Origin of the sequence: Bradyrhizobium sp. CCBAU 65884, assembly GCF_028128835.1 — a bacterium.
Taxonomy (GTDB): domain Bacteria; phylum Pseudomonadota; class Alphaproteobacteria; order Rhizobiales; family Xanthobacteraceae; genus Bradyrhizobium; species Bradyrhizobium ottawaense.
Genome location: NZ_LBJU01000064.1, coordinates 1 through 15,296, shown reverse-complemented (window position 1 = coordinate 15,296; position 15,296 = coordinate 1). Strand labels below are relative to the sequence as shown.

Annotated in this window: 11 protein-coding genes and 2 pseudogenes; 9 read left to right on the top strand and 4 right to left on the bottom strand. The window is 59.3% G+C overall.

Annotated elements, in window-relative coordinates; all coding sequences use genetic code 11:
- The 3 genes from XI03_RS40430 to XI03_RS02415 all read left to right on the top strand — a co-directional run.
- The coding region (locus XI03_RS40430; protein WP_442869684.1) for a GHMP family kinase ATP-binding protein at positions 1-174 on the top strand (174 nt) is incomplete at its 5' end.
- A gap of 86 nt (positions 175-260) precedes the next feature.
- Positions 261-671: a hypothetical protein gene (locus tag XI03_RS02420; RefSeq protein WP_271591209.1), complete on the top strand. Its 411-nt coding sequence runs from the start codon at positions 261-263 to the stop codon at positions 669-671.
- 118 nt (positions 672-789) lie between these two features.
- Positions 790-1,134, top strand: a complete 345-nt coding sequence (locus tag XI03_RS02415) for a pyridoxal-phosphate dependent enzyme (RefSeq protein WP_271591208.1) — start codon at positions 790-792, stop codon at positions 1,132-1,134.
- A gap of 625 nt (positions 1,135-1,759) precedes the next feature.
- Here XI03_RS02415 and XI03_RS02410 read toward each other — a convergent pair.
- From XI03_RS02410 to XI03_RS02400, 3 genes are all read right to left on the bottom strand, one after another.
- The gene (locus XI03_RS02410) at positions 1,760-2,533 is read right to left on the bottom strand and encodes an outer membrane protein (RefSeq protein ID WP_271591207.1); all 774 of its coding nucleotides are present in this window, start codon (positions 2,531-2,533) and stop codon (positions 1,760-1,762) included.
- Positions 2,534-3,048: 515 nt separating this feature from the next.
- Positions 3,049-3,792 (bottom strand): IS21-like element helper ATPase IstB, encoded by a 744-nt coding sequence (istB, locus tag XI03_RS02405; protein ID WP_271591206.1) that lies wholly within the window; start codon positions 3,790-3,792, stop codon positions 3,049-3,051.
- A gap of 15 nt (positions 3,793-3,807) precedes the next feature.
- Positions 3,808-4,563: a Mu transposase domain-containing protein gene (locus tag XI03_RS02400; protein ID WP_271591205.1), complete on the bottom strand. Its 756-nt coding sequence runs from the start codon at positions 4,561-4,563 to the stop codon at positions 3,808-3,810.
- A 77-nt stretch (positions 4,564-4,640) separates the two neighbouring features.
- Between XI03_RS02400 and XI03_RS02395 the strand changes: the two genes are divergently transcribed.
- From XI03_RS02395 to XI03_RS02375, 5 genes and pseudogenes are all read left to right on the top strand, one after another.
- A complete protein-coding gene (locus tag XI03_RS02395) occupies positions 4,641-5,879 on the top strand; it encodes an integrase catalytic domain-containing protein (protein ID WP_271591204.1) in 1,239 nt (412 codons plus the stop codon).
- A gap of 531 nt (positions 5,880-6,410) precedes the next feature.
- A pseudogene (locus tag XI03_RS02390) lies at positions 6,411-7,585 on the top strand (IS30 family transposase).
- 643 nt (positions 7,586-8,228) lie between these two features.
- A complete protein-coding gene (locus XI03_RS02385; protein WP_271591203.1) occupies positions 8,229-10,634 on the top strand; it encodes a DUF3141 domain-containing protein in 2,406 nt (801 codons plus the stop codon).
- A 384-nt stretch (positions 10,635-11,018) separates the two neighbouring features.
- Positions 11,019-12,452: a hypothetical protein gene (locus XI03_RS02380; RefSeq protein ID WP_271591202.1), complete on the top strand. Its 1,434-nt coding sequence runs from the start codon at positions 11,019-11,021 to the stop codon at positions 12,450-12,452.
- Positions 12,453-13,440: 988 nt separating this feature from the next.
- On the top strand, positions 13,441-13,641 hold the full coding sequence (locus XI03_RS02375) for a hypothetical protein (protein ID WP_271591201.1): 201 nt from the start codon (positions 13,441-13,443) through the stop codon (positions 13,639-13,641).
- Between the two features lie 605 nt (positions 13,642-14,246).
- Here XI03_RS02375 and XI03_RS02370 read toward each other — a convergent pair.
- Positions 14,247-14,528 carry an acetoacetate decarboxylase family protein gene (locus XI03_RS02370; RefSeq protein WP_271591200.1) on the bottom strand — a complete coding sequence of 94 codons (282 nt, stop codon included), beginning with the start codon at positions 14,526-14,528 and terminating at the stop codon, positions 14,247-14,249.
- Between the two features lie 547 nt (positions 14,529-15,075).
- On the opposite strand from XI03_RS02370, the pseudogene XI03_RS02365 reads away from it, so the two are divergent.
- Positions 15,076-15,296, top strand: a pseudogene (locus tag XI03_RS02365) (hypothetical protein); the annotation flags it as partial.

Below are 15,296 nucleotides of genomic sequence, written 5' to 3'. Positions count from 1 at the left end.
TTTGAACATCTCGGGTTTGTCCAATATGGAGGAGATCTCACGAATGAAAGCAATATTCCGGCGAGTCATGGCTACGGCTCTTCGACCGCCGATGTTGTTGCGGCAATCCGCGCCTGGCGGAGCGCGGGTGGCATTTTCCCGCGCGACGGTGTCGCACATTGCGGTAGCTGCTGAAGGCGCCAGCGATCCTGCCGCCTATGATGGCCGACCGGCGTTGTCTAATGCATGGTCATCGAGCATTTCACCGACGAGTGCGATTCATGGTGGTGGGCCTCAGGCATCCGGGTGACCAGCCAGTCGACACGTTGCATCTCCCGCCGGCGCGTTACGATGCGCGCGAGATTGAACAATTTTGGTGTTTGCGCGGCCTCGCCGCCCAGGCGATCAAACAACAGAATGCCCGGCTACTCCGGCGGGTGGCGACCGCGAGTTCCCGGATTGGCCAGCGCCATCTCTCCAAGTCCCCTTTTGATGACATGCTGCGTTTGACAGCAAAAGTCGGCGGTTGCGGGCTTCAAGTGGCCTGTAGTGGCCCGCTAATGGGCACCCTGTTTCCAGTGGAGGAGCCGGGCGTCACTGAACGAACCAACGCAGTAGCCGACCGCCTCAGTCATTCCGGATTTGAGCACGTTACGGTCTTCGCAACGTACGCGGATGAAGCCATCTCCTAATGAACAGCGCCGACACTTTTCTTGCCGCCTACGAAACACAGCGGGCAGCGCGTCTCGCTCCTAATCTCCTCGCTGCCTGCTTTCCGTTGATGAAGCTTATGACGATCCGGGCGGTTCGGTGACTCAGTGCCGTCGTCTGGAACGGCTACAGGCGATCCGCGAAGAACATGCGGGAGTGTTCTGGCCCGCACCGTGTGATAATCCCGAAAATTGCCATGCCTATGGCAGGCTAGCGGAATGGTTCGTACGTCAGGTCGGTCAGGTTGATTGTCTCGTCGGCTGCGCTGGATCGGGAGGGTCCCTGTGCGGCACGGCGGCTATCCTGCGCGAAATCTTTCCCGACCTCGTCGTCCTCGCCGTTGACACGCCGCGCGTGTGCTCTTCGGCCATCCGCCCGGAAAGCGGCTGCTGCGCGGGCTTGGTAACTCGATTTTGCCCGGAATGTGGGCCACCGCCTGGTTGATGAGGTCCATCGGGTTGGCGCTCTGCCTGCCTTCGCCGCGGCGCGCCAACTTTGTCGAGACCATGCGCTCTTTATGGGGCCGACGAGCGGAGCAGCCGCCTTGGTGGCGCAATGGTATACGCGCCAGCGCCCCAGGCGGCGACGGTCGCTCATCCTGCCGGATGAGGGTTTTCGATACCAAGAGACCGTGTTCAACAACAAGTGGCTCAGCGCTCTGCCGGGTTGGCCGGTCGCGATTGCCGATGCTCCAGTCACAATTGAGAAGATTGCGCCAGGTGGAGAGGAGACATGGACACGCATGATCTGGGGGCGGCGGGTGTTGGAGGAGGTGCCGAGTGGAGGGGAAGTGGCACATAGGATGCTTGGCTAAATCGCCGCAGCCGGGCGGAAGCGAGGCATCGTCAACTTAATCGACCGCTGAGCGGAAGAAGGCGGTTCTCAGAGGTTCGATATTCGGCGATAAGACCTGTCGTGGCGATCTCGCGCCAGGTCGCAACTGACAATGCTTACGTAGTTCTTGGAAATGATCTAAATCAATGATTGCGAGCTTGAGAGAGGAGCAGTGCACCAGAATTACCCGGCTGTGCGTCCCCCGTGTGAAGGAACGCTTCCGTTGTGGCGAAGATCAATATGTCGTGGCGACAGCGCCACCCCAGCGGTAGTTCAGGCGGACCAAACCGATATCGACGTCCTGACTGATACCGGCAGTCCCTGCAAAAGCGCCCGCCGGAACACCTACGATTCCTGTTGAAAAGAAGAAGTCTACGTCCCGATGACCTATGAACAGGTGGTCGTACTCAATGCCGATGTACCAGTTCGGAGCGAAGCCAAATTCAAGGCCCGCACCTACCGTGCCGCCCCAACGGGTTTCGCTGCCGTTGTCGATAGTCAGCCCGGTCGCAAAATCGGAGACCCGGTATTTGTCGCGGACAACTGCCGCGCCACCCTTCACATAGAGCAGCACGTTATTCCAGGCATAGCCGACTTGCCCCGTGAACAGGCCGAATGCATCAAGCTTGGATTCATCCTGGACGCCTGCAAAAGCAACGTTGGCGTTGGAGCCCTTGAAATCGGCCCAGTTGCCCTGCGCCTCCAACCCGAACACCGAGTTCGCTATTTGCCAGCGATAGCCGATTTGACCGCCGACCGTGCCTCCCGTCGCATTATGGCACCCCATGGCAAAGGGCGGAGCGACGATCACGCCGCCGGCATTGAGCAGGTCCCAGCACTGATGCGCGGAGCCGCCTCCACCATTGATGCCGATGTAGAAGCCACTCCAATCATAGACCGGAATGACCGCCGGCGGCGTTTTGACGTAGGGTCGCGCGGCCAGATCAGCGGCAGAGGCAGGAGCGGCTAGCGCGATGAGGGCTACCGTGCCCAGCAGAACTTTTTTCATTCTCTAAACCCAGCTTCGTATCGACGTCCTTGGCGGTTATTAACGAGGATTGCCTGTGACCATCTTCTCCATCAACTCCCAAGGTTGGTAGTTGACTGGGGCACAAGCGTTGCCTCAGCATCTGGAGGATGGCCAAAGTGCGAGTCTGGACGGAAGCGGATGCTTTGCCCCGCAAGGACGAACGTGTTTAGAACTGTGGCTGCGAGGGCCTGCAGACCATCTTCACCGAGCTCCTCGACATAGCTGACACGCGAGCCCACAGTGATATTCGCGCGACCTTCCAGAACACTGATAACACTGAAGTAGATCTCCTGGTGCGCATTCCAGGGATGGTGATCAGTGGTTCCAGACGATGGTGATCACGGATTCCAGTGATCGTGATCATGTTCGGAAGCGGACACGACTGACGATTGCATCTGTGCTGGAAATGGCCTCCTAGTCAAGGTTGTTGGAGATCGTCCCGGCGGTCCATGGGAGGGGCCTGTGGGCCAGCGGGGCGATCGTGCGCGAGGTGCTCACAGTTTTTTCTTTTCGCCAGCCTGACGCCGTAGACTGTCGCCTTTGAGCTCGAGGCGGTGCGCATTGTGAATGATCCGGTCCAATATCGCGTCACCGAGGGTGGGATCGGCAATGACGTCGTGCCATTGCGACACGGGGACCTGACTTGTGATCAACAAGGACCCCTTGTCGTAGCGATCATCGACGATCTCGAGCAGATCGCGGCGCTGGTCGGCGGTGAGCGGTTCGGGTCCCCAGTCGTCGAGGATGAGGAGATTGACGCGTTCCAGAGCGGCGATCAGGCGCGCCAGACGGCCTTCGCCGCGCGCCTGGGCGAGATCGGCGAACAGGCGGGATGTTCGCTTGTAGAGGACGGAGAAGCCGTCGCGGCAGGCCTTGTTGCCGAGCGCACAGGCAAGCCAGGACTTGCCGGCGCCGGTTGGGCCGACGATGACCAGGTGATTGGCCTCGCGGATCCATTGGCAGGTGGCGAGGGTTTGGAAGAGCGAACGGTCAAGGCCGCGAGCGGTGCGATAGTCGACGTTCTCGATGGCGGCGGCTTGACGGAGCTTGGCACTGGTCAAGCGGCGCGTGAGGCGGCGGTTGTCGCGAGCGGTGACCTCGCGATCGACGAGGAGGCCGAGCCAATCGGCGTGCGGCATCTCGGCCGCCTCGGGATTGTTCTGTAGTTCGGCGAGGGTATCGGCCATGGCGGCGAGGCCAAGGGCGCGCAAGCGATCGACGGTGGGGTGAATGAGCATTCTGATCTCTCCTGATCAATTGTAGTAACTGCGGCCGCGGATGTTCGCGTGGAAGAGGATGGGCGCCTCCTCGGCGGGAGGCGCGGTTCTGTCGGTGCCGTTCTTGAGGATGGCGGCGACCGATTTGTACGAACGGGCGTTGAGCAGGAGGGCCCGGGCGCAGGCGGCATCGACGCGTTCCTGGCCGTAGCGCTTGACCAGTCCGAGAATGCCGATGGCCGAAGGGAAGCCCTGTTCCGGATGCGGCCGCGACCGCAGGATGACGTCGATCAGCGTGTCGGCGTCGGGGCCGACCTTGGCGGCTTCGGAACGAATGCGCTCATGAGTCCAGTCGCGATAGCGGCGATGCGAGCTCGGCATATGCTCGGGAACCGTGGTCGGGCGATGCGGCAAGGTGCTGCGCAGATGCGAGGCCACCCGCTTGCCGCGGAGGAAGATCTCGACGGTCTTTTGGGTGATGCGAGCCTCAACCTCCTGATGCACGAGGTTGTGAGGGACGCTGTAGTAATGCTTGGCGATCTCGACGTGATAATCGAGGTTGACCCGGCAGCGCTTCCACTCGGCATACTCGTACGGCTCATCCGGCAATGGGGTCAGCGCCGGGCGATCGAGCTCCTCGAACAGTTCGCGCCGACTTCGCCTCCAGCTCCGCAACGGTCGATTGTTGAGATCGACGAGCAGCGCGTGGATCGCCTCGTTGAGGGCGGCGAGCGAGAAGAAACGGCGGTTGCGCAGGCGCGCCAGGATCCATCGACGATTTGGACCCCGCATTGCCTCGCTAAAAATGTTACCGGACAACTTCCCTGTCGTGTCTGGGGCGGAGCTGCCGAATCAGTTCGGTGGCGGCTATGGCAGGGAAGATCAGCATGCGCGCAAAGCGCGAGATCACATCGGCGCTGGCCGAGCGTTATCGGGCGAGCGGGCGGCTCGAGAAGGGACGGATCCTAGACGAGCTGTGCGCCGTTGCGGGATGGCATCGCAAGCACGCGATCCGGGCGCCGTCAGTGGACGGTGCATCGGGATCGGCCGTGCCGCGGCCGCGTGGCCGGACCTACGGAGCTTCCGTTCGCATGGCACTGATTGTCCTATGGGACGCCTCTGACCGGCTCTGCAGTAAGCGGCTCGTCGCGATGATCCCGTTCTTGCTTCCGGCTCTTGAACGGCACGGCAAATTGAAGCTTTCGGCCGATGAGCGGTCGAAAGTTTTGAGGGTGAGCGCGGCGACGATCGATCGCCTGCTGAGCGACGTAAGGATCGCAGCAGCCGGAGGACGCCGACGACGGGCGGGCTTTTCCAGTGCCGTACGGCGGCAAGTCCCGGTGCGTACATTCAATGACTGGGGATCACCTCCGCCGGGGTACTGCGAAGCGGATCTGGTTGCGCACGGCGGCATGTCCGTATCCGGCGCCTTCATTCAGACGCTAACAATGGTGGATATCGCAACTGGGTGGACCGAATGCTTTCCGCTCGTCGTGCGTGAAGCAGCGCTTGTGGTCGAGGCCCTCGAGCGCGCCCAGAGCCTATTTCCCTGGCCCGTTTGCGGTGTCGATTTTGACAACGACAGCGCCTTCATGAACGACACGGTCGTGTCGTGGTGCCGTTCTCACGATGTCGAAGTAACTCGTTCCAGGGCCTACAAGAAGAACGATCAAGCGTTCGTTGAACAGAAGAACGGAGCTATCGTTCGACGCCTGGTGGGCTACGGGCGCTTTGAAGGCATTGGTGCCGCTCGTTCATTAGCTCGCCTGTTTGCCGCGGCACGGCTGCACATCAACTTCTTCCAGCCCTCGTTTAAGCTGAAGGAGAAGCACCGTGAAGGTGCCAAGGTGATCAAGCGTTATCTTACTCCCGCTACTCCGTACGAAAGAGCATTGGTCCACCCGCATCTCAATGAGGCATTCAAACATCGGCTGCGTGAGATTTACCGCACGCTTGATCCGGTGGCATTGCTGGCACAGATGCGGGACGCTCAAAATGAGCTGGGCAAGCGCGTTGATCCGCGGAAAGCCAGCGATGACCGTCGCGCCGGCGCAAAGCGACTTGGCCGCCTTTGCCCGAGAGCTCGGCGATGGTTGGAAACAGGGTGAGCAGCGGGGCATTCATCGGCGCCGCTATGTGCGGCGCAAACCTGTACCACGTCGGCCATCGATGCTCGACCCATACATTCCCATGATCGAGGAATGGCTCGCCACGGCTCCGCACTTGTCCGCCGTCGATCTTCTCTCCCGGCTGGCATCGCATGCGCCGGGTCGGTTCAGTGACCATCAGCGGCGTACGGTGCAGCGTTTGGTGAAGAATTGGCGATCAAAGGCCGCTCGACAGCTTATCAGCAGCACCGAAACCATACTATCGGTTCAAGCTTCGTGCCTCGCTGTCTAGATCCCACGGGTTGCTTCGCCGAATCACCGCAAGCCGCTCGCTGGCTACGGCGCTCTGGAGGGCGCGCTTCGCGAGCGGCTTGCTCGGACTCGCGGCTTCCAATTCGGGCGACAGCTGGGGGCGCTTCGGTAACATTGTCATCTGAGGCAATATGAGGGGGCAGTTCCGGATGGCGTTTGACATTTGAGGCCGGCTTATCGCAACCTGTCGGAAGCAGATTGTTCCGAAAGGCAGGCGGCATGCCACCAGCGATGTTCAGATCTTCGGCCAAGCCTCTCTCAGGGCGCTACCTTTCATTGGCTGAACGCGAGGAAATCGCCCTTCTAAAGGTGCAGGGCCATTCCATACGGGAGATTGGGCGGGCTGCTTCGACGGTCTCCCGTGAATTGCGGTGGAACGCGGCCACCCGCGGCGGGGGCTAGATTATCGGGCCACAACTGCCCAGTGGCATGCAGACCGATCTGCCCGCCGGCCCAAGCCGACCAAGCTTGCGCGCAACGCAGCCTTGCCACATATGTGGAGGAGGGACTTGCCGGTAGTGTTGTAGCCCCGAGCGGAGCTTGTATCGCTGGCCCACCGTTCGGTGGAACGGCCGCCGGCATGGCCGGCGAAAGGATCGACGATGGGCCAAGGCATGCAGCCCTGAGCAGATTGCCCGACGCTTGCCGATCGACTTCCCGGACGACAAGACGATGCGCATCAGCCACGAAGCTATCTATCAGGCTCTCTTCGTTCAGGGTCGCGGTGTACTACGCAGCGAGCTGACCGCCTGGTTGCGAACCGGGCGCGTGTTGCCCGTGCCCAGGGCGCGCGTACGCAGGCGAGGCAAGAACTTCGTCTCGCCGGCGATCATGATCAGTGAGCGCCCCGCTGAAGCGGCCGATCGAGCAGTGCCGGGACACCGGAAGGAGACCTCATTCTCGGTCTTGGCAGCTCGGCGATCGGCACGGTGGTCGAGCGCACGACGCGCTTCACAATGCTACTGCACCTTCCCCGACTGGCGCCGACTGGCGGGGCATGGCGAAGTTCCACGTAAGAAGAACGGACCTGCACTCGCGGGACACGGAGCGGAAGCCGTGCGTGACGCGATCTCGCGCACCATCATCACTTTGCCCGAAGAACTACGTCGCACGCTGACTTGGGATCAAGGAGCGGAAATGGCTCAGCACGACGCCTCAAGATCGATGCGGGTATCCAAGTCTACTTCTGCGATCCTCAAAGCCCTTGGCAACGCGGCACTAGGACTAACGAGAACACCAACGGCTTGCTGCGGCGGTACTTCCCGAAAGGCACAGACCTGAGCATCCACAGCGCCGACGAGATATCCGCTGTAGCAGCGGTCCTGAATGCCCGACCGAGAAAGACACTGGGCTGGAAAACGCCGGCAGAAGCCCTTGACGAATTACTGTCATGAGTGAAAACAATTGGTGTTGCGACGACCGTTTGAACCCGCCTTGGCTGCCCCTGTCGCTATGGTGGACGAGCCCGCCGCGATGGCGGTCGTGATGAGCGGAGCGCGGTTGAACCGGTCCAAAGTCGGAAGTGAGCAAAGAACCATCCTGGTAGCGCGGTCCGGGGATAAGGCTTTCGAAGCCGGTGCGCTCCGGTCCACGCTTCATCGTCCCACACTGCCAACTCTATTCTCGCTTTGTCTCGGCTACACGGCTCGCGTGTTCCTGCAAGGGGGAGCAGGGAATGAGGGAATGTAAACGTCGGCTGTCTAACAAAGACCGCCCGCAGTGTCCGATCTCTGACAGCCTAGTTTTCTATCGGACAAAGATGTGCGGCAGAGCAAAACGACGGAAGTTGCTTCGCCATCTTTGTCTCTCCCTTACGCTAGATGCTTGGCATCGGCTTTGCATCGAGAGACTGGGAACCTGGTGGAAAGTCACCCTGCTCGCACAGCGCGTTCTTGAAGTTACGCTTTCTTGGTCACACTTTGACCTCGCTTGCGAGCAGTTCGCCGGATGAAATATGCCATAGATTGGCAATCCGGCACCACGGCAGTGAATCAGCATTTGGGGGCGGCGTCTACTCCAAACAGAGGAGGTCAGGCCATGTCTGGCTCGTTCCAACGCTCTAATTTTGCCCAGCCAATAGAAGTGCAACGTGCAGCACTTGAGGACGTGCTCACAGGTGGCCCATTCAGAACCTACGCTGACCGCATGATCCAAACCGGCGCGAAGACCATCAGCGTTTTACAACTTGCCTTCATACTGCGGGTCAAGCGCAGCTGTGAAATGGCGGTGCTGCGCCTGCCCGGGCTCTTGGCAAGCGGCGAACGTCTGGCCAAAGATCTGCGGAATCTGCGTGAGAATGGACAGATTGGCGTTTCCTGGCGCGAATACATCCGCGATGCCAGCCAGCGCACCATATTGCTAATGGATCTTCTCCGAGAAAGCGGCGACATCTTCCTTGAACATGAGGCGGCAGGCTGTCCACCCGCTCTTTTCTACAAGTACGAAACGATCATGGACGGGCGGGATCTTCCCATAAAGTCCAACTTTGTATTGCTACGCATCATCCCGCCCCAAGACGTTACGGCCGATTACTCCCGTCGTCGGCCCTTTGTTATCATCCCTCCGCGTGCGGGACACACTGCGGGTGTCGGCGCCCACGCACCAGATAGTCAGGTCGGCGTCGTATTGCGCGAAGGTCATCCCGTTTATATGGTGGGCTTCCGCCGCGAGCCGGAGCAGGATCAACATCTTTCCTATGTTGCCTGCGCCGAAGCGGCGTTTGTTCGGGAAGTGGCGCGCCGGCATCCGCGCGCCCCTCTCCCCGCCGTTGTTGGCAACTGCCAAGCAGGCTGGGCGACCCTCGTCATGGCCGCAACAAACCCTGACTTGACAGGACCCATTGTCATCAATGGATCGCCAGTGACGGCTGTGTCGGGAAACATCGGCGATAATACTTTCCGCTACATTGCTGGCATATACGGCGGAGTCTGGATCCCAATGTTTCTGTGCGATCTCGGCAAGGGCATGTTTGATGGGGCCAACCTCATACATAATTTCGAATTGCTCAATCCCGAGCGACTGTTCCTAAAGTACGCTGAGCTTTTCCGCGACGTGGACACGGCGCGCGGAAGCTTCCTTGCCAGCGAGAAGTGGTGGAGCAGTTTCTGCCTGCTGCACGAGAACGAGATCTGTTGGATCCTGGAAAACCTGTTCATCGGCAACCGGCTCGGCAAAAACAAGGCCTATTTGGGATCGGAGCGTCAGCACGTGGATCTCAAGCAAATTCGGGCACCGATCGTCGTGTTTGCCAGCCATGGCGACAACGTTACGCCGCCGCAGCAGGCCCTGAATTGGATCACAGATATTTATGAGAACGAGGAGGAAATCCGCGTTCGCGGCCAACACATTATCTATATGGTGCATAATGACATTGGACACCTCGGCATCTTCGTCTCTTCAAAAGTTGTCAATAGAGAGTTCAGGCAAGTCGCAACCACTTTCGAAGCGATCGAAGCGTTGATGCCCGGACTCTACGAAATGTGCGTCAAGGATATTCAAGAGCATGATGGGCGGAAAACTTTCAGTGTTGAGCTGGTCGAACGCAGCTTCAAGGACATCCGGGCATTGAATGACAACTATCGTGACGAGTTTCCTTTCGACGCGGTTCACCGCACTTCTCAACTGCAGGCACAGATCTATCACACGATCGGCCGCCCCTTCGTAAGAGCGGCAGTCACAAGCTTCACGGCCGACGCCAGTCGAACTGTTCACCCGGAGCGCCTGTCGCGAGCGGTAATTTCTTCGCGAAATCTGATGCTGACTGGCTTGAAGTCGATGACCGAACAGGTTCGTCGGTCTCGAGCAAAGGCCAGAGTGGATAATCCGTTCCTGCTTGCGGAAGCACTGTATGTGCAGCACATTGCAGAGGCCATTATCTTCTGGCGCGACCTGCGCGATATGATTTATGAGCTGCTGTTCCACAGCATGTGGAACACTCCTTTTCAGCGCTACTTTGGTAGTCCCTACGAGGTGATCCCGAGGCAAATGACGCCCGAAGAATTGCGGTCGCGCCCGGACGTTCAGTTTGCGCTTAAGATGATCGCGACCGGCGGCTTCATCGAGGCCCTCATCCGTATGATGGCGCTGCTTGTGACCGATCGCGGCGGTATCCGTCGCGATCGTCTAGATCGCTGGTCACGCGTCCTGACGCAGAACGAGCCATTCCGCTCCGTACCTTCTGACCGTCTGACTGCAATCACGCGCCAGCAGACCATTATCGCCACCTTGGAACGGGAGCAAGCAATCGAGACGCTGCCGTTGCTGCTGGATGAGTCCGAGGAGCGGCGGCGCGCCTACCTGGTCGCATGCTATATACCCGGTCCCATTGCGGAAATGTCGCCGAGCACGATCGACCTGCTATTGCGGTTTGCTCAGGTGCTTCAGCAACCGCCAATCACTGCCGATGTTACAGAAAATCCGTTGGCGGAAATGGAGGCTGAGTAAAGCGCCGATGCTTGGGACGAAAGGACGACCGTCGGCTTGAGGATGTCAGGCGTGGCAAATGAGGGCAATGTCTATGCGCCTCGTAGTTGGCCCATGATTTGAAGCCAGTTCGTCCTGCACATAGTACTCTGACGCCCCTCGCCGGATCGGCCAAACATGCTCGACGCGAGCCATATTGTGTGTTCCGTATCCTGAGCGCTGATCGTAACGGCGGCCCCGAAAGTTCAAGAATTGGATTGAGGAAAGAAGGGAGCGGATACCGATGCGGCCCCCCTTGCAAAGAACCAGCCGCCGCTGGAGTCGACCAATCGAGTGGCGTCGCTCCGATATAGGTTGTTGGGCCACTTTTTTACCGCCGGGCTCCGCAAGAATGGAGGCTTCGTCTTGGACCACGATACCATCCGCGCCGAGTTGATGTACCTAGAGTCCCTTGGCTCCCGAGTCTCGGGCTCAAAGACCCACGACCAACTTGTCGAGCATGTCAAACAGCAGTGGGCGGGGTTCGGTATGCGGGTTCACGAGGACGTCTTGCATTTCGATCGCTGGAGCATGCCTGCCGAGAACCCGAACCGTCTGCGCCTTAAGATCGACGGGCGCGACGTAGAGATCTCTTCGGTCTTTCCCTACTCCGGGATCACCGGCCCGCTTGGGACCGAGAAGCAGTTGTACAGATTGCGTGGTCCAATACCGCGATGGACCAAAGCACGCGGCAGAATTGCGGTCATCGAGGTCCGCAATCGTGAGTTCCCGTTTAGTGCGGTGGTCAAGACTTGGGATCGGGCGCATGCATGGGGCAAGACCACTATGCCGCTGCTGCCTACGACAATCGCCGGCCTTGGTCTGACGCGTGCTCGACGAGCTGGCGTTGAGGCCGTGATCTTCGCCTGGCGCGGCATTAGCCCTTCTAACGCCAAAGGGCAGTATTTACCGTTCACGTTGCCCTACCAGGACATTCCAGGCGTCTTCGTGGCTGGAGACGAGGCCGGCTTCGTGCTGGACGCCGCCTCAAGGGGCAGGCGGGCGACGCTCGTCGTCGACGCCGTGATCGAGCGAGACAGCACTATGCGAACAATATGGGCCGCGGTGGAAGGTAACAGCGCCCCGTACGAAACTATCCTCGTGGTAAGCCACAGCGACGGTACAAATATTCTCGAGGAGAACGGCCACATCGGTTTGGTCGAACTCGCGCGCCAAGTGGTCGCTCAACCGTTGGCACGCACAGCCGTCTTCCTGTTAACCGCTGGACACCTCCGAATCCCGGCGGTCACCGATCATGGCCAAGCCACTTCGCGCTGGTTGCGGGACCACCCGCAGTGGTGGGCCGGTGGTCCGAGAAATCGCCACGCAGTGGCAGGTCTGGTGATCGAGCACCTCGGTGCTCGGGAATACCTTGATGATCCTCTCAAAAACAACTATGGCCCGACAGGCAACCCTGAACCCGAACTGCTCTACGCCTCCAACCCGGAGCTGACGGCGCTTATCGAATCAGAGTGGCGTACAACCGGGAAGGCGCCGAGAGTGTCGGCCCCAAACGCACTCATTCAGTTCGGCGAAGGCCAGCCGCTCTACCTAAAAGGCATCCCAAACATCGCGCTCGTCACCGTGCCGCAGTACCTATTAAGTACGGAACCGGGCGACTACGTTGACATCGCTCTCCTGGAGAGACAAATAGCCAGCTTCGCGAGACTGCTGCAACGAGTCGACGCTATGTCCAGCAAGGAAATCGGCACCGTCAAGGTTGTCACACCACTGGCGAAGGCGGCTGCCGCGCTGCGCGCGATTGGTATTCTGGCTTGCAGCTCATCGCTCTGGCGGTAAACCGCTTGCCGTCGCTCTGACCCATATGAGGACCAGAGCATGTAGCGCGGGCCTTTAGCGTAGCCTAATCCAACATGCTGATGTCCCTTCATGATCTTCAGTCGTGACAATTCGACTAATTAACGTTGATCCCTCTGCGTCCCAACAGCGCCCTTTTCATGTCTATCTGCGATCAGAGCGCCGGTTGGGCCCGAAGTCCATCGTCCGCCATCTCCCAGTCATCCGCAGGTTCCTGCACGAGGTGTGCTCCGGCGGCGCTGCCGCCCTGTGCAAGATCAGCCAAGAGGACGTGATCGGCTACATTGAGCGCCACGCCCGGATTGGAGCCCGGGAACACGCAAGGCGATGTGCTGGTCGTTGCCTGCCTTTCTCCGTTACCTCCACCATCGAGGGCTGAACTCGCGCTCGTTGGGGGACTGTGTTCCATCAGATGCGCCGATGGAGGCTCGCAACTCTACCGACCTATCTGCCTACCGCTCAGGTGCGGAAGGCTCTTGACGGTTGCGACCGAAAGACGGTGATGGGACGGCGCGATTGCGCCATTCTGTTGCCGTTGGCCAAGCTCCGGCCTGTGGGCCGACGAGCACGCGCGATGATATGGACTGGCGCTCCAGCGAGATACTCGTTCGCGCCAAGGGCCGCGATACTGCCAGACATTGGCGCGGCTATCGTTGCATATCTGCGCAATGGCCGCCCAAAGTCCTCGTGCCCACGGCTGTTCGTCCGCACACTCGCGCCACACGTCGGCTTTGTTTTTGGATGCGTGATACGCCAAGGCCCCCCTCGATCGTGTTAAAATTGAAGGGGCGCCCAACGCTGCGCCCACATCTTCCGACATAGTCTCGGTACAGAGCTTCTCCGATCTGCGGCGACCTTTCGGAGATCGGACAGTTGCTGCGGCAAGAGAACCACGGCACCACCCAGATTTACGCGAAGTCGACATAGATGCGCTGAGAACATTGAGCCTGCCCCGGCCTCGAGGCGTGCAATGACCGATCTGCACTCCGCACCCGATAAGTACCTGAGCATGCGCAAGGGGCTGGGATACAAGTGTGAGCACCAGACCCGTCGGCTCGCCGACTTCATTGCCTCCTGGAGAAGCGCAAAGCCAGGATCATCACCAAGAAGCTGGCAATGGAATGGGCAACGCCGCCGCCCGATCGTCATGCATCTTGGGCGCCGCGATTGAGCGACGTGCGCGGGTTAGCGCGCCATGTCGCCAACTTCGATCCGAGAGCGGGGGTGTCGCCCGTCGGCATGCTGCGCCGATGAAAGCGCGCCAAGCCCCATGTCTATAGCGACGCGGAGATCGATGCGATACTGTAACGGCGCATCAGTGGACACGCCGAGAGCCCGGGGCTGAACTCAGGATTGGATGAACTCCTGAAGCTTATCGATCACTGTTTACCTGGAGTTGCGGTTTCCGAAAGGATATCAATTACCTCAAGCTTGGCGTCATACTCCTCGTATGTGCCGAGCACGGGTTCGCCAAGTTCAATATTGTGCCCGGGATCGACAATCGAGGGTGAGTCGTAAATTAGGGAGGTGGGTCCAGTAAACTGAACTTCTTCGCCAAGCTCGTCGCGTGGCAACGTTCGCGCGGTGCACCATTTGACGAGCTGCGTTACTACACCCTTCCCGCGCTCATTGATGGGGGGCGGGGCAGATGCCGAACGGAGTAGAAATACGTCCGCGCAGAAAACATCTGTTGCGAACCCGAGTTCATGCGCTGGTCCGGTTGAGCGGTAAGAGTCAGCAGGCGCTTGCCAGCTGGACGCTCGAGCGTACCCTGAATTAGGCCACCTTCTCTCTAATCAGAGTAATGTGCGCCAGCTTCTTTGGAGCACCAAGAACCTCTCGTCCCGAGGCAAGCGCTGCATCATTCGTTGTCACGTAAATGTAAGGAATGTAAAAGCCGGTCTCACCGCCGGGATCACGAACTTGAATTCCTGAATAGCACTCCAAGTACGGCCCCACAGTGCTTGAGGGATAGCTCGCGACCCCCACAAGTTCGCATGCCTCGCAGTTTTGGGAGGCTCGACTAAGCTTTAATGCCGAATCGCTATCGCTGTGCATGGCCCGAAACGCATGCTAGCGGATACCGAGGGTCGCGTAAGAAGATCGGGACAGCTGCAGCAAAATGGCGATTGAATTCCTCATCCGTTTATGTCCCGATTGATCATGTCGGACTTTCGACATTCCGCGTGGCCAATCAAACGGGGGGGAAGGCAACAGCAGAAAAGGCGACGGTTGTCGGCGTCCTTCTCGTACATTTTCATCCGCGCGAGTCCTCTAACACCGAATGAGGTGCTTGGCATCGACGTTGCATGCGACAGATAGAGAGGCCTGTCGAGTTAGCGTCATCGTCGGTGAGCACGCTTCGCCGGAATGAACGCACAATCGTCAAGCTCATTCTGCAGCACAGAATTGAGGTGCAACGCGCAGAACTGGATGCGTCGTCGGTAAGACGATCGCGATCACCGGATCTATGAGCCGACGGATCACCGAGCCGCATTGGAATCACAGTCTCTTCAGGAGGCTTCAACAACCGAATACTCTTGGTGAGATGAGTTAGCTGAATCTACAGTTGCGTCCAAACACTCCAAGAGCGAGGAGGAATGCGATGCCCGACGTCAAAGGTATTCCGCTTGATGCGCCTCTCTACCGTGGGAGCAAAGACCGTGGCAGCGCGTTTCTCGGCTGCCAAGCCATAAACCTTGTATTCAGCGTGGGGCACGAGGTGTCGTATCTATTGCCGAAGGGATTACAACTCTGCAAGAGTTGCGTGAGTTTGCATTCGTACGTGATTCTCGGCGCGCCGATTGCACAGGATGGATACTCCAA